The organism is Desulfosporosinus cupriresistens (assembly GCF_001707885.1).
Classification (GTDB): Bacteria; Bacillota; Desulfitobacteriia; order Desulfitobacteriales; family Desulfitobacteriaceae; genus Desulfosporosinus.
In genome coordinates this window covers 1-21122 of sequence record NZ_MASS01000024.1, presented here as the reverse complement: position 1 = coordinate 21122, position 21122 = coordinate 1, and the positions used below count along the sequence as shown (strand labels likewise).

Below are 21122 nucleotides of genomic sequence, written 5' to 3'. Positions count from 1 at the left end.
GCCCTTAAAACTTAATTTAAATCCCGCAAAGTTCCTCCAGAATTAATGGATACACGGCTCGAGATTAATCTAACTTTACTCTTTACTAAATCATTATTAACCGGAATAACATAAGTTTTTGTAACGAACACACCTTACAACTAAGCCAAATTACTAGATAAAGAATGATCTTAAAAACCAAACTCGTAAGGATTAAATACTTTGACCTAAACGAAAGCAAACCAGTCAAAAACTAAGTTTAAGGTAAGGAAACTAATCTGGACAAATCCTCCACTATTTCATCTGTTAACTTTAAGGTCTAACTGGGGTCAATCTGACAACAACCCTTTATAATCGGGAAACGTTAAGGTTACAATCACCTGAATTCTGAACTTAATTTCCTTGATTTACAGACTGCCGGAAAGAAACGCTTAACTCATACAGACTGACTGGAGGAGGAACTTTGCGGGAAACCTTTCTTTTAAACAACAAAAACCACCCTTCTAGGTGGCTCCAACTCCCCGAAATCCAGCATTGGCTTAACTGATTGCAATGCTGAAACCTTCGATGAATCGAAACTTTACCTAGCACGCTACCACAAGTTAATAAATAGACTGAATCTTTTTTTGGTTCAAGTATCTTGATTGGCTATGTCTACATTATAGCTGAATTCTGGGTTTTGTCAAGTGAAAGTTGAGGTAGTTCTGCCCCAACTTTCAACTTAAACTTGCGGCAAACTCAGTTTCCTTGTTCGTGAACAAAATCTCACCTAAGAGGTAGCGAATTCTTTTGTGAACGTTGGTAAAAAACAAATTACTACATTAAAGCTAATTCACAATGGGAAAGGTGTTTCCGCCGTGAGGCATTAAATAAACGGAATCCGGTTGGTGCCCAAGGATTTGCGCGGCTAACTGCAAAGCTTCGTCAGCAGAATGGGCTGGGATCATCTTCACCCGTTTAACCACGTCTTCAGGTAGTGAACTGATCAAAATGACTGGTGTCTTTCGACAGATGCTGGCCGTTCTTAAACTTACAAACCCTGGCATAGTAAAGTTGGCATGAAGCTGTGCATTCATGTTTTCAACCTCACCGTGCTTAAAGAACTCCTCAAATGGTCGAGAACCAATTCCATCTGAGCATTCACTCACTAGGATAATGACTCCACCTTCTCGAACCGCATAAGTGGAATTATCCAAGGCTTTGATCGCTTGGTAAAGTTGAATATCCTTAGGATACCCCCCACTTGAAACAATGGCTAGCTCTGCTTTTTCATCTATTTCAATACCAAAGATTTCTTCAGTAACCCTGCAGCCCGCTAAATGTGCTTGCTCCAACTCACCAGCTGCAATATAGACAAATTCCTTTTTCTCGTTGACTACCACGTTTAGAATGAAATCCACTCCAACTCTAAGGGCGATTTCTAACATGTCCTCGGCAACCGGATTGCCGTCCATTTTTCCGGTCTCGATGTTTGGATTAATTCCCGAGGGGCCAGCATCTTTAAGTGCCAAAGCATGATTTTTCTGGATCATTTCGTAGCCACAAACTCCGGGAGCAATTGACTTGCGACCACCACCGAATCCTGCGAGGAGATGATAGGCAATGCCTCCGGTCAGAATTACTTTATCCGCTTCCCATACGCGACGATTGACAAGAATAGGTGTTCCCTGTGATGATTTGCCCAAATCCACCAAATCATCCGCCTTACACTCATGATCGTAAATAGGAACCCTTGCTAAAACCTTTGTACCACAAATAGCCGTGTGTTCTTCTAACGTTTGTACGCGGTGATCTCCCGTTGCTGTGACAATAGATATATCCTTATCTGGTACCCCTGCCTCATTCAAGACGTCCAATAAAACCGGCAAGAGAACGTCCGTTCTTATCCAAAGCCGGGTAACATCACTAACGACAATAACCACTTGGTCCCCTGCTTTGACCACCTTTGCCAATGGAGCTGTTCCAAGAGGATGAGCCACTGCTTGGCGAATCGCCTGTTCAATATCTGGAATTGGCTGGCTGGCCTTCGCCTTAATCTCCTGAACTTTTACAGAGGCCGGAAGCTCAAAAGCCAACATTTCTTTGCCATAAGCAAGTTCAAAACGAGTCATGCTTTACACTCCTCTCATTTTTCTTAGGTTATCTAAATCCACTTCAAAAAGCAATATCTGGCCATGATGCAGAATTAACTATTGTTCTTTGCTGCGTAAGCCATTTCCAAAAGTTGGGCTGTATGGATCACCTTCACCGCGACGTTCTGACGATGCAGACCGTCCGCGATATGCATTCGACAGGCAGAGCACCCAGTAACCAACACCTCTGCACCTGTTTGCTTAATATCATCAACTTTATGGTCATTTATTTTGGTCGAAAGTTCATAATGAGCTAAACTGAAAGAACCTCCACTTCCACAACAGGTATCTGATTTTTGCATTTCATTAAAAATTACTCCCGGAATACTTTTAATGATCTGCCTAGGTTGCTCTTTTACCTTTAATCCTCTGACGAGGTGACAAGGATCATGGTAGGTCACCTTCATTGGCAAATGACCTATTCTGTCCGCAAATCCCTCCAAGGAGACCACCAGTTCTGTGAAATCTTTAACTAAGGCTCCTAACTTCTTGGCCTTTTCAGCATAAATTGGGTCATCTTCGAGTAACTCAGCATACTCTTCCTTAAGCGCCAAGCCACAGGTACCACAGGCCACGACGATCAAATCAACCTCCTCATTCCAGAAAACATCGATGTTTGCTTTGGCCATCTCTTTAGCAGATTCATAATCTCCGTTAATCCGAACAGGGGTACCGCAACAGTTTTGGAGAGAGGGAATAACGACCTCAACCCCATTGTGTTTAAGTACGTTGAGGACTGCGTTACCAATATCTGTATAAATGTAGTTAATCATACACCCCGTAAAAAAGGCAACCCGCAGTTTAGCACCTGGAACTTTAATTACTTGAGGGCATCCCGACCTGAACGATTTGGGTGCCAGTGGTGAAAGAAGTCTTCTTTTGTCCAGTCCCAGCGACATTCTTGGCAACATTCCTTTACCTTGAGGCCCTTTGCGGAAGACCAAACCTTGGAATGCACTGCCCGCCTTCATTCCTGTGTTGAAAACCCAACGGTTTTTGAGAACCAAACGAAAGATTAGTTTTTTAAGCAGAGAGAGACCTTTCTGCTCTGCGATTTCCTTACGCGCCGCTTCCACTAACTTATCTACTTTCACACCACTGGGACAGTTTACTACGCAAGCTTTACACATCAAGCACAACGACATTTTGTCGCTAAAACCTTCAGTAAGATCTAATTCTTTAGTGATCACTCCGCTTATTAGCTTAACTCTTCCTCTCGCTACCGTGGATTCAGCCTGAAGCTCTTTAAATACCGGACAGACATTCTGGCAGGCGCCACAACGAATACAGCGAATGACTTCTTTTTCCCAAGACTCAAATGAACGTTCCATCCCATCACGCTCCAAACATTACGCCGGGGTTTAAGATATTGTTAGGATCAAGCGCTTGTTTAATCCGGTGTTGTACTTCAAGTCCAACCTCCCCGGTCTGTCGTGTAATGAACTTGGATTTTGCCCGACCAATTCCATGTTCACCACTTAAGGATCCACCCATTTCCACGGTCGCTACAAAGATTTCGTCGATGGCCTTTTCTACCCGCGCCGCCTCCTCCAGGTCCGTGGCATCGGTAAGGATCGTGGCGTGCAAGTTTCCGTCCCCGGCATGTCCGAGGATGGCAATGATAATATTATACTTAGCCGCAATTTCTTGAATCCGTCTTACAGCAACAGGAATACTACTTCGAGGAACAGTCGCATCTTCACCGATAATGGTTGGTTTCACTCTAGATACTGCAGCAAAGGCTGAACGACGCGCACGCCATAATTCGTTGGCTTCTTCTTTCGTCTTGGCAATCCGGATCTGTACTGCCCCTAGCCGTCGACAAGTTTGCTCTATCTTCCCAATCTGCTTAGCTAAAATTTCCGAATCCCCATCGACCTCTATCAAAAGAACTGCACCGGCGTCTGTTGGCAACCCAACTTTAGCATACTCCTCGATGTTTTTAATATAAATATTATCTAACAATTCAAGCGAGCAGGGAACCAATCCGCCAGCAATAATTTCTGATACGGTCTCACAGGCTTGCTCGATCTCAGAGAAAACTGCCATCATAGTGCTCTTACCTTCGGGTAAAGGGATAAGTTTGACGATGATTTTAGTTATGACACACAACGTTCCTTCTGAACCCGTAAAGAGGTTTGTCATGTCATAACCCGTTACGTTCTTGATTGTTCTTCCACCAGTATTAATAACCTCTCCGGTCGGTAGCACGACTTCAAGCCCGATTACATAATCCCGAGTCACTCCATATTTAACACCACGCGGTCCTCCTGCACATTCCGCCACGTTCCCACCCATAGTGGAAAAAGCTTGGCTAGCAGGATCTGGTGGATAAAACAAGCCTACACTCTCAACTTCACTTTGCAATTGGCCCGTGATGACCCCAGTTTCTACAACGGCAATCAAATTTTTCCGGTCAATCTCCAGAATTTTGTTCATTCTCTTCAAAACCAAAACAATGCAGTCCCCAATAGAAATCGTCCCTCCACTGACATTTGACCCTGCTCCTCGCGGAACGACTGGGATTTTTTCGAGATTTGCTAGCTTTAGAATTTGGGAAACTTCTTCGGTGTTTCCTGGATACACAGCAACTCCTGCTAAATCTTTTTTAATATCTGCTTTAACAAAGGAAGCGTCATAGGTATAACAATATAGATCCTCTAAAGCTGTATATATATTATCTCTCCCAACAATTTCTGTAAGCCTCTGGATAATCTCTGATTTCAAAATCGTTGCCTCCTTCCATTCATTTTCATTCCACCGTGAAATCCATTCTTACGCTTCTATCTAATTTCCGACTAGATTCAGAAAGTAATCCATCCTTTATCAGAAGGCTATAACGACCCGAGGCATAGCCATTAGGAGGAGGAAACACGCTGAGGGAATCGGACCCTACTCCTCCGAGTTTAACAGTGACATTCACCGGGAGGCCAGTTGCAGTATAGACTTGAATGAATTTTCCAGCTGAGTCGGCCAAGGTCATGTTAAATTTAATAGTCCATGTCTTGTTTGTCACAACCCCTACTTTGCTTTCCCAAGGAGAAGCATCAGCCAGATTGAATAGGGTCGTCAGTATTTGGGAAATCATCTTGTGACCTTGTTGAGTAGGATGTGGGTCGATTTGGTCCTGGAACAAATCAAAGTTCAACGGCTTTTGCGCGCTTTCTTCCAGAAAACAGGTATAAATATCCGCTGTAGTGTAACCATCTCCGGCCTTGATCGTTGAATTAATTTGCTGGACATAAGGATCAAATAGAGAAAATAAGAGATCATCCTGAGGAAATGGGTTATAAACGGTCAAAACGTAAATTTGACTCTTGGGGGCCTGAGTTTTAAGTAATTCGGCCACTTTCGGCCAATTCTCCTTAAACTTGGTCACTCCCGCGTTCAACTCTGTTTCCAGGGTCTCAGAAAGTGCTACTCTGAGAAGAGTGTTGTTCTGATTTTTATCAGTTTCAATAGCTTTCTCAAGTTTATCATCCAATTTTGGGTCTGCTGGATCCAGATGGTATGCAGTTGCTACGCACCAAATCACTGGTTCAAGAAGATTGTTTCCTCCAATACTTACGGTTACAACACGTGCGTTTCCTAGATGACCTTTCAGAATACCATCGCTTTTTAATTGATCTAAGAGATCGCAACTCTGAGCACCTGGTTGGGATAGATTGTATAATCTTATACCTGCTAATTCAGGTCTGCTTTGTAAATAGGAATAGAAGAGTTCAGAATATCCTTGCCCAGCAGACGCTCCTAAACCATAACCGATTGAATCCCCTAAAGAAACCATATCCAGGGTCCCATTTAGGCTGGCTACTGCGGACTTGGGCATAAACATACTAACGGGTAATATAATGATGAGACATAGGATAAGTGCATATGTAATTGTTTTGCGAAATATCAAGGACTTTCCTCCTTTAGCCAGTTTCGAATGAACATAAATTAGTCAGAGATATCTAATATCAGACAAATAATTATATCATACGTCAAGCTTCGAGTAACCTTGTTTATTCTGTATTGCTTCCCCACTTCCATCTTCTTCAACACTTCTACTGCAAGCTTTTAAAGGAAAACTGGGCAGGAGTCCGAAGACACTGTCTTCGCACGTGTTAACTTTCTTTCTTATTAGCCTTGGCGAAGGTAGCCGCCATAGTTACACCAGATACGCTGACCATGAATGGCGAGAAGGGACCTTCTTAACTAGTTCAAAAAGACAGAGGCTAATTGTAAATCATTACAATTAGCCTCCGTGTTGATTGATCAATTCTTGGTATTTATTTAAGACTTGATCCAATCTTTGACTTGCTGTTACTACTTCCTTATCGGTATAAGATCTTCCCTCTTTAATCTTAATAAGACTTAGTCGTAGTTCTTCAATTTGCTGAATTATTTGATCAATTGTTTCAGACACTCTTTCCCTCCATGTTAAGTCGATAATCTACAAACATTTATATAGTTTACACTATTTTTCCGCAATATGAAAGCACTAACAACAAATAGCAACTTCTATCCTTAGATGTTGCTATTTGTTGCAGATTCAAGAAATACAGCCATAAAATAATGCGCTCGTCTAAGGAAGAGCGCATTATTTATGACCTAATCAGTTCTTGCAACTTATTTGCGGCAGTTAAAATGTCCTTCTTCGCCAAAATAGCAGATACGACTGAAACACCGTCAATACCAGTAGCCAGAACCTGTTTTATGTTCATCTCATTGATTCCGCCGATTGCAACCACGGGAATTGTAACCGATTTCTTAATGATTTCTAATTGCTCAAGACTGACCTCAGGGGCATCAGTTTTAGTTGATGTGCTAAAAATGGCTCCGACTCCTAAATAGTCAGCACCCTGTTGTTGGGCAAGTATGGCTTCTGCCAAAGTGCTGGCCGAAACCCCAATAATTTTACGGGGTCCTAAGAGCTCTCTTGCTTTGGGCAAGGGGAGATCATCTTGTCCAACATGTAATCCGTCAGCATCAACAGCAAGGGCAATGTCAAGACGGTCGTTAATAATTAGAGGTATTCGATGATGGGATGTTATCTCTTTTACCCTGATAGCCAACTGTAAAAACTCGCGGGTAGAAACTGACTTTTCTCGAAGTTGCACCAAGGTAACCCCGCCCTGAATAGCTAGTTCAATACTCTGACCCAGATCTCTTTCACGAAGCATGCTCCGATCCGTAACAAGGTACAGGCTATAGTCCACCAAGACATCACTCATAGCTGATTTTACCTTCTCTGGCCAAAGTTTCGGGGGTTAGATTATAGATACTATCCAATAACCGGGCTCGAAATGTTCCTATTCCCTCACCATGGTGCAACAAAGCCTGAGCATTCTCACCTGCTAGGCCCATGCTGATTATGCCAGCCACGGCCGCCGTGAAATAATCAGGGGTTGCACCACAAAAGGTACCTACAAGGGAGCTCGTCATACACCCTGTACCTGTGACATCAGCCAAAATTTGGTGTCCATTGTCCAGCAGACAAACTTGACGGCCATCGGAAACGACATCTGTTTTTCCTGTAATGGCAATCACGCAGTTTAATTCTGAGGCCAGCTTTTTGGCAATTTTTGAACTGTTTTGTTCGTCCGCAAGCGAATCGACCCCCTTGATGGCTACGTCTAGGCCTGCTAAAACTTTGATTTCGGACATATTACCCCGGATTACCTCAGGCTTTAGTTCTCTAATGAGTTTCTCAGCGGTATTGGTTCGTAGCCTAGTAGCTCCTACTCCAACTGGATCTAGAATCACCGGCACACTCAATTCCTTCGCCTGTTGGCCAGCAACCAGCATACTTTCAATTGTTCTGGAGTTTAGAGTGCCAATATTAAGAACTAGTGCTGAGGCAAAGCCAACCATCTCGGTTACTTCCTCGAGATCATCCGCCATCACCGGGGAACCTCCAATGGCCAGGACGATATTAGCGCAGTCATTGACCGTAACATAATTAGTTATGTGGTGAATTAACGGTTTTTTTTCTTTTACTGCGCTTAGGTTGGCAAGGATTTTTTCACGTATATCCATTTATCAGTCAACCTCCAAGTTATTAAACGTATTAAGCTTATAATCAGCATAACCGGAATGGTGTAACCCAGACAAGGTTCAACTTAACAAACCAGTAATATAATCCCGTTCCTATTACACAGAGACCTAGGGTAGCCCAATTTACTAACAGTTCTGTTTGTATCTTTTTATTTTTTAATAGAAAGTAGTCCGTCAAAAGGATGGCAAACAGAGGTGCAAACACCGAACCAATGGCATAGAGGAAGTCTTGTTATTGTTCAATATTGACGACGATTGCCAGGATGGTTCCCAGAGACTAGGGCTGGAATTCTTTCCGTGGTTCCGATGATTCCTCCTAAAACCAGAAGAGTTGTTCCCACTAAATGTCCAAGAAGGATCGCCAAAAGCCCCATTTTAAAACCTAGAGGAGCCAGTAACCCGCCAGCTGAAATTTCGGCCACCGAAATCGCTGCACCAAACCAGAGGGTCGTAAAGTTAAACATGCTCAAGTTATTTTTTTCAGAGACGCTCACTCGATTAATCCCGCCTTTTTGTAAAGAGTATAAAAGTGATGTATTGGCCCTACACCTTTACCGATCGATAAAGAATGCTGAATGGCAATGGTAATGTACTCCTTAGCTAAAGAGACGGCCTCGTTTAAACTATATCCCAAGGCTAGATTTGAGGTGATAGCAGAAGATAATGTACAACCGGTTCCATGGGTGTTTTTTGTAGCAATCCGCGAAGAGAAAAAGTAGCTAAATTCCTGTCCATCATAGAGGATATCGATAGCATCATCCTCTAAGTGCCCCCCCTTAAGTAGAACATTCTTAACTCCCATCTGGTAAATGATTCTGGAAGCCTCCTCCATTTGCTCCAATGTCTGAATGGACGTTTGGGTCATGACCTCTGCCTCAGGGATATTAGGTGTAACGAGCGTAGCCAAAGGCAGCAATTCCTTAATCAGAGTTACTTCCGCCTCCGGGTTTAACAAGTGGTAGCCGCTTTTAGATACCATGACTGGATCAACAACAATCGTTTGGGGCTCGTAGTGTCTCAGCAGCTCCGCAATCACTTCGATAGTTTGTACTTGAGAAACCATGCCCACTTTCACTCCATCGACCTCAATATCATCAAAGATGGCCTCGATTTGTTTCTCAATGACGTCTCTAGAAATATCCTGTACCGCAGTGACTCCTTGAGTATTCTGGGCCGTGACCGCAGTTATAACACTCATCCCATAGACTCCATGAGCAGAAAACGTTTTTAAATCGGCTTGAATCCCAGCTCCCCCGCTACAATCTGAACCAGCTATGGTCAGTACCTTTTTCATTGAACGTCCTCCTAAATTCATGTAAATTCTTTTCAACAAAAAGAGCACAAATCCCAGAATAGGGTTTGTGCTCTTTCATCTTCTAAAAGAGTAAAATGCTTACCTACGCTGGCATTATCCAGATCAGGTTATAAGGGTCCTAGACCTTATCGTGTCTAAATCTCAGCTGGCCTTTCCAGCCCCCCGCCCATTATGATATTTACTTTCGTTAAATCTAACATGGAAGTAGCTTTAAGTCAACGCAATAAAATGTATTCCCTTTACCATTGGTGAGCAATCACTTTAGTGAATATCGGTACTAATTGGGGATCACTCCAAAGGGATAGCATCCGCCTTAAATCGCAAAATCGTTTATAAAATCTACATCATCATATTATCTTTTCTATTTACTTTTTTCGACAATATAAAGAGGCGGTTTTTCTTATGGAAAAATCACGGTTTCTTACTCGTACATTCAATAACTCCAAGACTTGTTTGTCAACGATTTATTTTTTTAATAAGACCCGGTATGTCCCCAGTATGATAAAGTATTAATTAAAAGCACACTAAATAACAGGAGGCTCTAATATAATGACAGAATCATTGCTGTTCGGATTAATTGCTCTAGTCGTAATAAACATCATCTTACTAATTATCCTATTAATACAATCATCACACACCTCCGTTGTCCAGTTCGAGAGCAAATTTGCTTCTTTAGAGAAATCCCTCGAACGCAACGAGCGACTTGTCAATGGAGAAATTTCCAGGAACCGAGAGGAATCATCTAGTAACGCCAGACAAGTCCGCGAAGAACTAAATCAGTCCGTCCATTCATTTAATGAATCTGTACTGACGCGTATGACGGAAATTGCAACTCTTCAACGCAATCAATTGGACATTTTCGCCAATCAATTAGCTGCCTTGACCAAAACAAATGATCAGAAATTAGAACAACTACGCAAAACGGTGGAAGAACGGCTTATTCTTATCCAACAAGATAACGGTCAGAAATTAGACCAGATGCGAGCAACAGTGGACGAAAAACTAAAGGCCACCCTTGAACAACGCTTAGGAGAATCCTTTAAATTAGTCAGTGAGCGCTTAGAAGCGGTGCATAAAGGGCTTGGAGAAATGCAAAGCCTGGCTTCCGGCGTCGGGGACTTAAAGAAAGTCCTCACCAATGTAAAAACTCGCGGAATATGGGGAGAAATTCAACTCGGGAATTTATTAGAACAAATCCTAACTCCTGAACAATATGCCAAGAATGTCCCGACCAAAGTTGGCAGCAACGACCGCGTCGAATTTGCCATCAAACTTCCTGCTCGAGACGGCCATGACAGCTTCATTTGGCTTCCGATAGATGCGAAATTCCCGCTGGAAGATTATGAACGCTTAATTGAAGCTCAAGATCATGCCAACCTTCCACGCATTGAGGAACTCGGAAAATCCCTGGAAAACCGCATCAAGCTTGAGGGGAAAACCATTCGTGATAAATATATTGATCCCCCTAATACCACGGATTTTGGCATCTTATTCTTACCTGTTGAAGGATTGTATGCAGAAGTGTTGCGTCGTCCCGGCCTTTGTGAACTCCTCCAACGGGACTATAAAGTCATCATTACCGGCCCAACCACACTTGCTGCTCTCCTCAATAGCTTACAAATGGGTTTTAGAACCTTGGCCATTGAAAAGCGTTCTAGCGAAGTATGGAACTTACTCGGCGCTGTAAAAACCGAATTTGGCAAATTTGTGGAAATCCTTGAAAAAACACAAAAAAAGCTCCAAGAAGCGAGCAACACCATTGAAACCGCGACTAGAAAATCCCGAACCATTGCCCGAAAGCTTAAAAATGTGCAGACACTTCCCAACGACGAAGTCGAATCACTTTTGGGGCAAGGAACGGAGAACGATGACTGTTAAAAACATCCCTTCCATTTATTAATACATTCCTTTCTGATAGTATCTACCCTTTAAGTGCATACTATCTTTTTGTCATAAATATCATATATAATTAAAAGCGTAGAGAAAGACTAATAAACAAAAGCTAGAATCGAGGTAACAAAAGGTATAGAAGTTGTTATTAAGTAAAAAGGAGGAAATTATTATGGAAATAAAAGATTGGCATAAGGAAACAATTGGTCGAAAAGCGGTTGAAGCTTTTAAAAAAAATGAGTTTGATGCGGTGTACTTCTCTACTGCCGAGGAGGCCGCGGCTTTTATTATGAGTCACGTCAAGCCTGAAATGACAGTGGGTTTTGGTGGATCAATGACAATAAAGAAAATGGGAATTCAAGATAAGGTTAAAGGTGTTGGTGGCAAGGTTTTGGACCACGGCACACCAGGTATTACGCGCGAAGAAATGTTAGCTATTGCCAGAGAAGAAATGCTAAGTGATTTATACTTATGTAGCAGTAATGCAATTACTATGGATGGTATGCTTGTAAATATAGATGGGATTGGAAATAGAGTAGGTGCCATGAGTTTTGGTCCTAAAAAAGTTATCATAGTAGCAAGTGTTGACAAAGTATGCAAAAATGAAAGTGCTGCTTTCGAAAGATTAGAAGGCATTGCAGCTCCAATGAATAATAAAAGACTGGAAACTCCAAATCCATGTACAAAAACCGGTGTATGTGTTAATTGTCAGGCCCCAACTAGAATATGTAGGGTATATTCTGTAATGAGAAAAAAGCCAGTGGCAACCGACATAACTGTAGTAATTATACCTGAGAGCTACGGATTCTAATCTTCGATTCTTTCATATAATGAGATGAGCAAATCCCGCTGTAAACATTCAGCGGGATTTTTATTATCTTGTGGAATTTACCGATCATGGTGTTTCGAGTATTCTCGGCCTCTTCGATATTCGGCTTGGCCCCTTCGGTATGCTTCGCGACCCCTTTTATATTCTTCCTGGCCTCTCTGATATTCATTTCCCCTCCATGGATTGAGAGCGCTCCATTGATTACCAACTTCTATTCTTTGACCAACATGAATTTTATTAGGATTGCTTATTCGAGGATTTAAATTCATCAAACGCCTAACCGTTGTATGATACTGCATAGCAATATTGTGCAGAGAATCTCCCGGTTGAACTATATAGTACATCAATAGACATCCCTTCTCTTGGAAATTTATCCATATTCATTTTATGGTAGGACAAATCTTTTCTGTGCACGTATTTTCGCAAGAGAATTCAATAATTTCCAGAAAAGTAATATTTTTAATCGAATACCGACTCTGTCTCCCACAACATATGGTAGAGCCTTTGTTGTTGAAGGAGCTCTCCATGTTTACCACGTTCCACGATCCGCCCGTGGTCAAGCACTAATATCTCATCCATTTTCTCTAATCCGAGAAGGCGATGCGTTATCACTAAAGTTGTCCGCCCTTCCATAAGTCGATAGATTTCATCCATGACCTCTCGTTCAGTCAAAGGATCGAGTCCTGCCATGGCTTCGTCAAGGATTAAGATCGGAGCGTTTTTCAAAAAGACTCGAGCAACTGCCAAGCGTTGTCTCTGTCCCCCCGATAGTTTAAATCCACCTTCCCCAACGCGACTATCATACCCTAGAGGCGTTGACAGGATGAAATCATGAAGCTTTGCCTGCTGAGCCGCTTGAATCAGTTCATCTTCCGTTGCCTTAGGCTTGGCCAAAAGGAGATTTTCCCTAATTGTTGCATTAAATAAATGTGTTCGCTGGGTCACAACCCCAATAAAACCTCGAACATCGTCCGGAGTGTACTCCCTGATTGAATGCCCACCCAAGTCAATCTGCCCCGCATCATAATCCCAAAAACGAAGCAGAAGGTTCACCACGCTGGTTTTGCCTGCTCCGCTTGGTCCAACAATCGCCATCTTACCGTGTTGTGGAATCCGAAAGGTGAGCTGGTTCAAAGCCCATGGGGCGTCTGGCTCATACCTAAAGCTCACTTCATTAAACGCCAAATCCATTCCCTTAGGCCTTGGAGACAGTCCCCCACTACTTTTAAATGCGGGTTCACTTTCGATCAACTCTAGCAAGCGCTCCGCTGCGGCACGGTTTTGCTCTAAATAATGCGGAACAAGCGCTAAGGGAAACAACGCTTCAAAGCTACTGAAGGTCCCCAGAGCTAACATCCCTAAGTTCACTCCGCTTAAATTCCCATTTTCAACGAGAAGAATCCCCAGAACAAGAACAGCCCACAGGCCCAGGTTCGCGATCATTCCCGTCAGAGCGCTGGACAGCGCGGAAAGTCCGGCGATTCTACTTTGTTGCGCTTGCAATTTCTGGTCAGTTCGTTGGATTTTTGCCAAGTGCTTTTGGATTTGACCATAAACCACTAATTCGGTCATTCCCAAGAGGGTATCCGCGACTTGTGTACTCAGCTCGGCCTTCAAGGCAACCATCCGGCGTCCGACACCTCGACTCAAACCTTTTATACCCAACGGAATTCCAAGCCCTGCTACCAGAAAGCAGGCAGCAAGAATAAAAGAGAATCGTACATCATAATGAGCTAAAAAAAGCCCATAGCCAAAGAGAACCAGTACGGCGACGAACGGAGGAGCAAAAACACGCAAAAAAAGATTCTGCTGTATTTCCACATCCGCCACAATCCTGCTCAGCAAATCTCCACTGCGAACGTTTAACAACCGGGCAGGGGCTAGTGGTTCTAAGCCTTGATAAAACTTCACTCGAATTTGACTTAAGACCCGAAACGTCACATCATGCGAAACATAGCGCTCTAAATAGCGAAAAACCGCGCGCGAAAGCCCAAAAACACGTACTCCAACAATCGTTACCATTAAATCCAGAATCGGCGGATGAAGAGCAGCCCTGGCAAGCAAATAGGCAGACGCCGCCATCAAGCCGATGTGACTGGTAATTGCAAGCGTACTTAAGATCAAAGCCAATAAGATTCGCCGCCAATAAGGTAATATCAAGCGGATTAACCATCGCATGCTCTTCATATTGATCCACCTCGGTATTCTGAAACCATTCGATAATAGAGCCCCTGCATCTTCATCAATTCTTCGTGCTTACCCTGTTCTAAGATTCGCCCCTGCTCCATCACTACGATAAGATCAGCTTGACGAACTGTGCTCAGCCGATGGGCGATAATTAAAGCGGTCTTTTCCTGCATCAGTCGTTTCAAGGCCTGCTGAACATAATGCTCACTCTCCGAGTCCAATCCAGACGTCGCTTCATCCAAGATGAGCAGCGGGGCATCTTTCAAGATAGCCCTAGCAATAGCAATCCTCTGGGCCTGTCCGCCACTTAAGAGAGTACCCCCTTCTCCAAGCTGGGTTTGATAACCGTCTGGAAGTTGTGATATAAACTCGTGGGCCGCGGCTCCTCGGGCCGCAGACATGACCTCTTCGATCGTAGCAGAGGGACCTCCAAAGCGAATATTCTCCTCAACACTTCCCGCAAATAGATAAGGACTCTGGGATACATAAGCAATCTGTTCCCGCCAACTCTCAAGTGAGATGGTCCTAAGTAAACCTCCGTTAACATAAACTTCTCCCGCAGAAGGCTCAATAAAGCGAAGAATTAACTGAGCAAGCGAAGTTTTTCCAGCTCCACTAGGCCCGACAAGAGCAATTTTCTCACCATAATGCAGGGATAAATTGATTCCATTTAGAGCCGGTGTAGAACCTGATTGGTACGTCAGCTTAGTGTTTTGAAACGAAAGATGAAAATCGGAGGATATTACATGTTCCCGGCGTATTTTTAGAGTATCCCCCTCCTTGTTAACAGCTTCCTTATCGCTATCCATTAAAGGCAGATCCATAATTTCAAAGATTCGCTCTGCAGCGTTTACCCCAGATAAACCTGCGTGAAAATTTAATCCGAGAGTTCTGAGGGGGTTGTAAAATTCAGGAGCAAGTAGCAACAGAAACAATCCCGCAGAGAAAGATAGTGTTCCATACACTAGCCTTAACCCTATAGTTACAGCGACTAAGGCTGTACTCATCGTGGCAAGGAGCTCTAAGACTAGTGCCGATAAAAAAGCAATCTGCAACACACTTAGTGTAGCTTCCCTATATGACTCACTAACCCTCGAAATCACCCGTATTTGATCTTTAGCACGGCCAAAAACTTTTAACGTCGTCATTCCTTGCAAAATATCTAAGAAATGAGCACTCATCCAACTTAAATTTTGGAACTGGTGCAGGGATTTTTTCTCGGCCAGCTTTCCAATCAATATCATAAATACAGGGATAAGCGGTCCTGTCAATAGAAGAATTAAGCCAGATTTCCAATCTAGAGGAAACACAAACCCTAAAATAAGCAGAGGTATTCCTACGGCCAGCACAAGTTGCGGCAGATACTTCGAAAAATATTCCTCTAGAGATTCTATGCCATCCACTACTGTGGTGATTAACTCTCCTGCCCTTTCCCCTCGAGCATACACCGGCCCTAATGAGACAATATGGTTCATTAAACGGTTGCGCAAACTCAGCTTGATGTGCGAAGATGCTTCATGAGCACTTATTTCACTGACACATTGCAGGACCGCTCGCAACACAATAATCCCAAGAATTGTGCAAAGTGCATTCCAAACAGTTCTAAGGGTAGCCCCCTCCAGGAACACTCCGGCCACAACCCGGGAGACAAACCAAGCTTGAGCAACGGCCAGAAAAGCAATCCCCATACTCAACCCAACAGTGAGCAACAGGTAGCTCCAGACAGGCCTCCCCTCTTGAACTAATCGCTTATCAAACATTTAAGGTCATCTCCCGTTCGTTCCCGTACATCATGAGCCTTTGCTATAGAGTATCCCAAAAGGTCTAAGGATGCAAAATGAAAGGGCAAGACGTCACTTGCCCCTTCATTCTTGAGGGGTACCAACTTAGTAGCGAAGGTCTCTTTCTGTAACGCGTTTGCGAAAAACCCAATAGGTCCATCCCTGATACAAAAGAATAATCGGGACCATAGTCAGGGCAATGATCGTCATAATCTTCAAAGTGTACGGACTGGATGAGGCATTATAGATAGTTAGGCTCCACTCTGGATTCAGACTGGAAATCATCACGCGAGGGAACAGTCCCCAAAATAAAGCTCCTGTGAACAAGAGAATCGTTACACTATTGCTAACAAAAGCCCAACCCCCTTTGTGAGAACGGATTAAAACATTGGTCAAGACTAAGGCTACTCCTGCGGCTAGCAAAGTGATACCAGCCCCAAGATTAGCGAACAAATCTGTTTGGAAATAAGTTAAACCCGCAAACAGCAGAACAACCAGAATTCCGACCAAGGCTATTTTCTTGGCGATCTTTGATGCTCGTTCAGCCATCTCACCCGTAGTCTTCAAGTTGAGATACAAGGCCCCATGAAGCATGAAAACCAGCAACGTCGTTAGACCGCCAACTATTGCATAAGGATTGAGTAGGGTGAAAAAGGTACCAACGTATTGCATATGAGCATCAATCGGCACTCCTTTAACTATATTCGTCATAGCAACACCCCACAGGAGTGCTGACAGAAAACTGCCAGTGAATATCATCCAATCCCAAGTGGCCCGCCAACGGGGACTGCTGTCACTACTGCGAAATTCAAAGGCGACACCACGGATAATTAAGGCAAACAACACCAGAAACAACGCAAGATAGAAGCCACTAAACAAAGTTGCGTACCAATTAGGAAAAGCAGCAAACATTGCCCCACCGGCCGTAATCATCCAGACCTCATTCCCATCCCAGATAGGCCCGATTGTATTAATAATCACACGACGTTCTAAATCGTTTTTCCCTAGAAAAGGAAGCAGAATTCCTACTCCGAAATCAAATCCTTCCAGAAAAAAGAATCCGACAAACAAGACGGTAATGAGTATGAACCAGAGGATGTTTAAGTCCACAATGACGCCCCCTTTATTCCACTTTTCAGCGTTTCTTCCGTGTTAGTATCTTCTGGACCCTTCTTAATAAACTTTAACAAGAGATAGACGTCTGCTACCGCCAAAATTCCATAAATCAGGGTAAAACCCACTAAAGTAATAAGGATGGAGGTTGCCGAAACCGAGGTGGATAGACCTGCTTCTGATTTTTGTAATCCATAAACGATCCAAGGTTGACGTCCAACTTCTGCCATGAACCAACCTGAGGTATTGGCGATATAGGGTACAGGAATAGTCCATAGTAATACTTTTAAGAACCACGACTTTTTGTCTAAACTTCTTTTCTTATAAAAGTAAAGCCCCAGAAGAGGGATCAAGACTAACCATAAACCTGCAATTAACATAATTCGAAAACTCCAGAACAGAGAGGTTACTGGTGGTATATAGTTGCCTGGTCCAAATTTCTCAACTGCAGAAGCCTGAAGTTCATTAATTCCTTTAACCTCACCTGTAAAACGGTTGTAGGACAGAAAGCTTAATAAACCAGGTATTTTAAGCTCAGCGTTGTTTTCATGTCCCTGCTGATCAATAGATGCGTATAACAATAACCCAGCTGGATTTTCCGTCTCCCAATGCGCTTCAGCTGCTGACATCTTCATAGGCTGCGTTTGCACAAGATGCATTGCCTGTAAATGCCCTATACCGGCGACTCCAACAGCACTAATTAACCCGAAAATCACAGCCATATGAAATGATCGACGAAAAACGTCCAGATGGTTCTTTTTCAACATATGATAAGCACTAATTCCCATAACAAAGAATGCTGCGGTCACAAATCCACTGAGAACCACATGCGGAAACTGATAATAAACATGAGGATTCGTAATTAAGGCCCAAAAATCAGTCATCTCGGCCCGACCATTGCGTAAGACATACCCGACCGGTTCTTGCATAAAGGAGTTGGCAATCAAAATCCAAAGTGCGGATACATTGGAGGCAATAGCCACAAGCCAAATACTAAGTGCATGTACCTTTTGGGGTAATTTATCCCATCCAAAAACCCACAAACCTAAAAATGTTGATTCTATAAAGAAAGCCACTAAGGCCTCAACGGCCAATGGTGCTCCGAAGATATCTCCGACAAACCGGGAATACTCGGACCAATTCATTCCAAATAAAAATTCTTGCACTAATCCTGTCACGACCCCCATGGCAAAGTTAATAAGAAATAACTTTCCCCAAAACTTAGTCATCTTTTTGTACGTTTCATTTCCGGTACGTACATACCAGGTCTCCATCATCGCAACTAAAACAGATAACCCCAGTGTCAATGGCACGAATAAAAAATGATAAGATGAGACCACGGCAAATTGTAATCTGGACAAGATGAGTTCAGTCATCGTTGCACCCCCATTTTTTTAGTATAATACCCTAATATGTCTTTCCCTGTTCAAAGGATAACGTTCGTTTTATGATCGTCCACCTCTCTTCCCTCACCTTGTTTGTATCTCTTTCAATATGATACGTGTAAACTTAATATTATATTGTTTGTTATTATACTAATTATTAATTAAGTAGTCAACTAAAATATTCTGAATTCTAAATAGTTTAGAGTTTAACTCAATGAAAAAAGACCATCTGTCTGAGACGGATTGGCCTTGAGCAAAGCTATATAATTACTACGTGAGCGCGCCAAAATTTAAGGGCACTAAATTGGTGGTAGATAAACATTCCAGCTATTCCCCCATGAATGGCCGGAGTTGTCAAGGATATAAGTTCACAAATAAACGAATCTTAACCTCTGACTATGGCTAACCGCAGTCTCAAGAATCTGCTCGCCTTTCACCTGACAAACTGTCCCGTCTGGACCAATGCGATAAATTTTCAGCTCACTACTGTCCTTTGTCCATTCAAGACAACACTCGTGACAATAATAACGTTTACGGCCGATCCGGCCCGTGTCGTGCGCTCCGCACAAGGGACAAGTCAATACCATCAACTCCCTATTACTACTTGTGTTTGTGTCCGGATAGCCATGTTCACAGACTAGCACGGGACAATGATCAAATATGATAGCTAGTGGTTTATAGCAGCCTTCACTGCCCTCTCAATAATGCGTTAAGAGTCCCGCGTTGAACTAGACGCAGGACCCTTTACATCAGATTTTTTCTCTCTTGGAAGCGCTTACGAAGTTAGCTGGCGGATTCGGGCTAAAGAGACAGCCCTACCAGCAAAAGGCGGATTCACCCCAAAAAGCTGGATCCCCCGTTTCCACTTGTGTGGAACTTAGTGCGTCTTTAACTATTTTGTTGAAACAACTGACAACCGATATCACTATTATAAGTTGTCAGTCGAGAATATGTCAACCCTTTGGAGTCAGGAATATACTTCCTGTACTAACTAGGCGTTAAAAATTGATAGATTGTTATTCTGGTGATTCGATTAATGGGTAAACTTCCTTTCCAAGAAGAGTTTTTTAAGGCTTTGGCTTTAATTTTTACATACTAAAAAATCTCTATATTAATTCAATACCCCACAGAACAGCTTGATTCATCCTGCCTAAGCTTCCTTTAATACATCTATGCCCAACCACAATGGGCTCAGTCAACGTATCTTGTAGTCCTAACAATGCCTGCCCATAAGTCGAAGCTCCAACTGCTTGAATAGGAAAAGATCTAGCCATCTCTATTTTTTCCAGTGCAGTTGAAGTCTTTCCGCAGAGATGGAGAAGCACTTTCCCACCTGCTTGTTTAATACCCTTAATAATTCGCCAACTTGAGGGGCCGCTATACTCCCGATATACTTTTGGTCCCAAAATACCTATTGCTCCAACTGGGTCCCCGTAAGAAATAATTGAGGCTCCCCGCTTGATACCTTCAAGGCTATATCGAATGATACCCTCTTCAACGACCGTCAGAATTTCCTGAATCCGCTGTGGCTCTTTCCGTAAGCCTTTATAAAAATTCATGGGATCTATAAGTGACGATAGAATCGTAAAAGGACCCTCCACACTCAGAGCCACCTTTTCTCCCGCCTTTGCTAGAATTTCCACGGCGTTTAGGACTTCTCTGATGCGGCCTTCATTTAAGTTCAAACTCTGAATATTGGACATTTCTTCAATCGAAGTATACCGGTAACTTTCTACCCTGGGCCCATTCATAGCATCGCCCAGCTTGATAAGCGCGCCGTATGCCTCTCCTTCCACCGTAACACAGAAAGGAACCCTAGCTATAACATCCCCTCTGTGTTTCCTTAGCTCTTTGGCAAGGGTTGCCATATTATTTTTGTCCGAATGAGCGCCAGGAAAGGTAATACCCGTTTTTTCAATCACCTCTTCCGGAATCTGCTCCAGATCATCTCCCGTACACTTGAAGTCCATTACTCATTCCCCTTTTCGATGTTCGATATTCGAGATTCGAAGTTCTCTCCAATGATAGAAGTCAGGGACTTTCAGCTACGCTATCACAAAATAAAATAACTCCCCCACCAGGATACTAATAGCTTGTAAGAGCAGGATAATCCCGAAGGTTTTTTTCAAGGAAAGTTCCCTGAAAAGAACTAGGATCCCAAATCCCGTATTGGCTAATAACCCAGAGATAAGGGATCCGAAACCTAAGGCCCCTTTGATGAAACCCTCCGCGATGAGCACAGAAGAAAAACAACTTGGAATCATACCGATCAATGCAGCGAAAACCGGTTGAAGAAAGGAATTTCGTCCAAGCAGAGCATAGATTCCCTCTTCTCCGAACTGATCCGCTAAGATCCCGATGATAAAAACAGTAACGTACAAAAAGAGAGCAATTTTCAAGGTATGAACCAGACTATTTATCAGGATATTCTTATGTTTGCCACATTTTGGACAATCACAATCAATGCCACAT

19 protein-coding genes and 2 riboswitches are annotated in these 21122 nt (G+C 43.1%); of the genes, 2 read left to right on the top strand and 17 right to left on the bottom strand.

What is annotated here, in order from left to right; all coding sequences use genetic code 11:
- Nucleotides 1–806: 806 nt before the first annotated feature.
- The 9 genes from larAH10 to thiD form a co-directional block, all read right to left on the bottom strand.
- Nucleotides 807–2090 carry an NPN-dependent 2-hydroxyacid racemase, LarAH10 family gene (gene larAH10, locus DSBG_RS11210; protein ID WP_068964421.1) on the bottom strand — a complete coding sequence of 428 codons (1284 nt, stop codon included), beginning with the start codon at nt 2088–2090 and terminating at the stop codon, nt 807–809.
- 74 nt (nt 2091–2164) lie between these two features.
- Entirely contained in the window at nt 2165–3442 is a 1278-nt protein-coding gene (locus DSBG_RS11205) for a (Fe-S)-binding protein (protein WP_068964420.1), read from the bottom strand.
- A gap of 4 nt (nt 3443–3446) precedes the next feature.
- Nucleotides 3447–4838, bottom strand: coding sequence for an FAD-binding oxidoreductase (locus tag DSBG_RS11200; RefSeq protein WP_068964419.1), 1392 nt, complete (start codon nt 4836–4838; stop codon nt 3447–3449).
- Between the two features lie 25 nt (nt 4839–4863).
- Nucleotides 4864–6012, bottom strand: coding sequence for an SGNH/GDSL hydrolase family protein (locus tag DSBG_RS11195; protein ID WP_068964418.1), 1149 nt, complete (start codon nt 6010–6012; stop codon nt 4864–4866).
- A 336-nt stretch (nt 6013–6348) separates the two neighbouring features.
- Entirely contained in the window at nt 6349–6519 is a 171-nt protein-coding gene (locus tag DSBG_RS11190) for an aspartyl-phosphate phosphatase Spo0E family protein (protein ID WP_068964417.1), read from the bottom strand.
- A 178-nt stretch (nt 6520–6697) separates the two neighbouring features.
- Nucleotides 6698–7327, bottom strand: coding sequence for a thiamine phosphate synthase (gene thiE, locus DSBG_RS11185; RefSeq protein ID WP_068964416.1), 630 nt, complete (start codon nt 7325–7327; stop codon nt 6698–6700).
- Nucleotides 7320–8132 carry a hydroxyethylthiazole kinase gene (thiM, locus tag DSBG_RS11180; RefSeq protein WP_068964415.1) on the bottom strand — a complete coding sequence of 271 codons (813 nt, stop codon included), beginning with the start codon at nt 8130–8132 and terminating at the stop codon, nt 7320–7322. Before thiM ends, thiE begins: the two co-directional genes overlap by 8 nt.
- Nucleotides 8133–8389: 257 nt before the next feature.
- Entirely contained in the window at nt 8390–8644 is a 255-nt protein-coding gene (locus DSBG_RS23715) for a cytosine permease (RefSeq protein WP_068964414.1), read from the bottom strand.
- Complete coding sequence (thiD, locus tag DSBG_RS11170; protein WP_068964413.1) at nt 8641–9444, bottom strand: bifunctional hydroxymethylpyrimidine kinase/phosphomethylpyrimidine kinase; 804 nt, start codon at nt 9442–9444, stop codon at nt 8641–8643. The genes DSBG_RS23715 and thiD overlap by 4 nt, the downstream gene beginning before the upstream one ends.
- Before the next feature lie 83 nt (nt 9445–9527).
- Nucleotides 9528–9640, bottom strand: a riboswitch (TPP riboswitch).
- 374 nt (nt 9641–10014) lie between these two features.
- Here thiD and DSBG_RS11165 point away from each other — a divergent pair.
- Nucleotides 10015–11343, top strand: a complete 1329-nt coding sequence (locus DSBG_RS11165) for a DNA recombination protein RmuC (RefSeq protein ID WP_068964412.1) — start codon at nt 10015–10017, stop codon at nt 11341–11343.
- A 184-nt stretch (nt 11344–11527) separates the two neighbouring features.
- Nucleotides 11528–12166 carry a lactate utilization protein gene (locus DSBG_RS11160; RefSeq protein ID WP_068964411.1) on the top strand — a complete coding sequence of 213 codons (639 nt, stop codon included), beginning with the start codon at nt 11528–11530 and terminating at the stop codon, nt 12164–12166.
- A gap of 77 nt (nt 12167–12243) precedes the next feature.
- On the opposite strand, the gene DSBG_RS11155 is transcribed toward DSBG_RS11160, so the two are convergent.
- From DSBG_RS11155 to DSBG_RS11125, 8 genes are all read right to left on the bottom strand, one after another.
- Nucleotides 12244–12528: a LysM peptidoglycan-binding domain-containing protein gene (locus DSBG_RS11155; protein WP_068964410.1), complete on the bottom strand. Its 285-nt coding sequence runs from the start codon at nt 12526–12528 to the stop codon at nt 12244–12246.
- 115 nt (nt 12529–12643) lie between these two features.
- Entirely contained in the window at nt 12644–14371 is a 1728-nt protein-coding gene (cydC, locus tag DSBG_RS11150) for a thiol reductant ABC exporter subunit CydC (RefSeq protein WP_068964409.1), read from the bottom strand.
- Nucleotides 14368–16131: a thiol reductant ABC exporter subunit CydD gene (gene cydD, locus DSBG_RS11145; RefSeq protein ID WP_068964408.1), complete on the bottom strand. Its 1764-nt coding sequence runs from the start codon at nt 16129–16131 to the stop codon at nt 14368–14370. Before cydD ends, cydC begins: the two co-directional genes overlap by 4 nt.
- Nucleotides 16132–16257: 126 nt before the next feature.
- A complete protein-coding gene (cydB, locus tag DSBG_RS11140; RefSeq protein WP_068964407.1) occupies nt 16258–17262 on the bottom strand; it encodes a cytochrome d ubiquinol oxidase subunit II in 1005 nt (334 codons plus the stop codon).
- Entirely contained in the window at nt 17253–18641 is a 1389-nt protein-coding gene (locus DSBG_RS11135) for a cytochrome ubiquinol oxidase subunit I (RefSeq protein ID WP_068964406.1), read from the bottom strand. The genes cydB and DSBG_RS11135 overlap by 10 nt, the downstream gene beginning before the upstream one ends.
- Before the next feature lie 377 nt (nt 18642–19018).
- The gene (locus DSBG_RS21820) at nt 19019–19231 is read right to left on the bottom strand and encodes a YrzR-like zinc ribbon domain (protein ID WP_083236832.1); all 213 of its coding nucleotides are present in this window, start codon (nt 19229–19231) and stop codon (nt 19019–19021) included.
- 176 nt (nt 19232–19407) lie between these two features.
- Nucleotides 19408–19543: riboswitch (cyclic di-AMP (ydaO/yuaA leader) on the bottom strand.
- A gap of 213 nt (nt 19544–19756) precedes the next feature.
- Nucleotides 19757–20620, bottom strand: a complete 864-nt coding sequence (locus DSBG_RS11130; RefSeq protein WP_068964405.1) for a uroporphyrinogen decarboxylase family protein — start codon at nt 20618–20620, stop codon at nt 19757–19759.
- 75 nt (nt 20621–20695) lie between these two features.
- A partial coding sequence (locus DSBG_RS11125; protein ID WP_282434212.1) for a putative manganese transporter occupies nt 20696–21122 on the bottom strand: 427 nt, incomplete at its 5' end.

Excerpts from the sequence above, each read along its gene's own strand:
- larAH10 (WP_068964421.1), bottom strand. The coding sequence starts at position 2,090 with ATGACTCGTTTTGAACTTGCTTATGGCAAAGAAATGTTGGCTTTTGAG.
- DSBG_RS11205 (WP_068964420.1), bottom strand. The coding sequence starts at position 3,442 with ATGGAACGTTCATTTGAGTCTTGGGAAAAAGAAGTCATTCGCTGTATT.
- thiE (WP_068964416.1), bottom strand. The coding sequence starts at position 7,327 with ATGAGTGATGTCTTGGTGGACTATAGCCTGTACCTTGTTACGGATCGG.
- thiM (WP_068964415.1), bottom strand. The coding sequence starts at position 8,132 with ATGGATATACGTGAAAAAATCCTTGCCAACCTAAGCGCAGTAAAAGAA.
- thiD (WP_068964413.1), bottom strand. The coding sequence starts at position 9,444 with ATGAAAAAGGTACTGACCATAGCTGGTTCAGATTGTAGCGGGGGAGCT.
- DSBG_RS11165 (WP_068964412.1), top strand. The coding sequence starts at position 10,015 with ATGACAGAATCATTGCTGTTCGGATTAATTGCTCTAGTCGTAATAAAC.
- DSBG_RS11160 (WP_068964411.1), top strand. The coding sequence starts at position 11,528 with ATGGAAATAAAAGATTGGCATAAGGAAACAATTGGTCGAAAAGCGGTT.
- DSBG_RS11155 (WP_068964410.1), bottom strand. The coding sequence starts at position 12,528 with ATGTACTATATAGTTCAACCGGGAGATTCTCTGCACAATATTGCTATG.
- cydC (WP_068964409.1), bottom strand. The coding sequence starts at position 14,371 with ATGAAGAGCATGCGATGGTTAATCCGCTTGATATTACCTTATTGGCGG.
- cydD (WP_068964408.1), bottom strand. The coding sequence starts at position 16,131 with ATGTTTGATAAGCGATTAGTTCAAGAGGGGAGGCCTGTCTGGAGCTAC.
- DSBG_RS11135 (WP_068964406.1), bottom strand. The coding sequence starts at position 18,641 with ATGACTGAACTCATCTTGTCCAGATTACAATTTGCCGTGGTCTCATCT.
- DSBG_RS11130 (WP_068964405.1), bottom strand. The coding sequence starts at position 20,620 with ATGGACTTCAAGTGTACGGGAGATGATCTGGAGCAGATTCCGGAAGAG.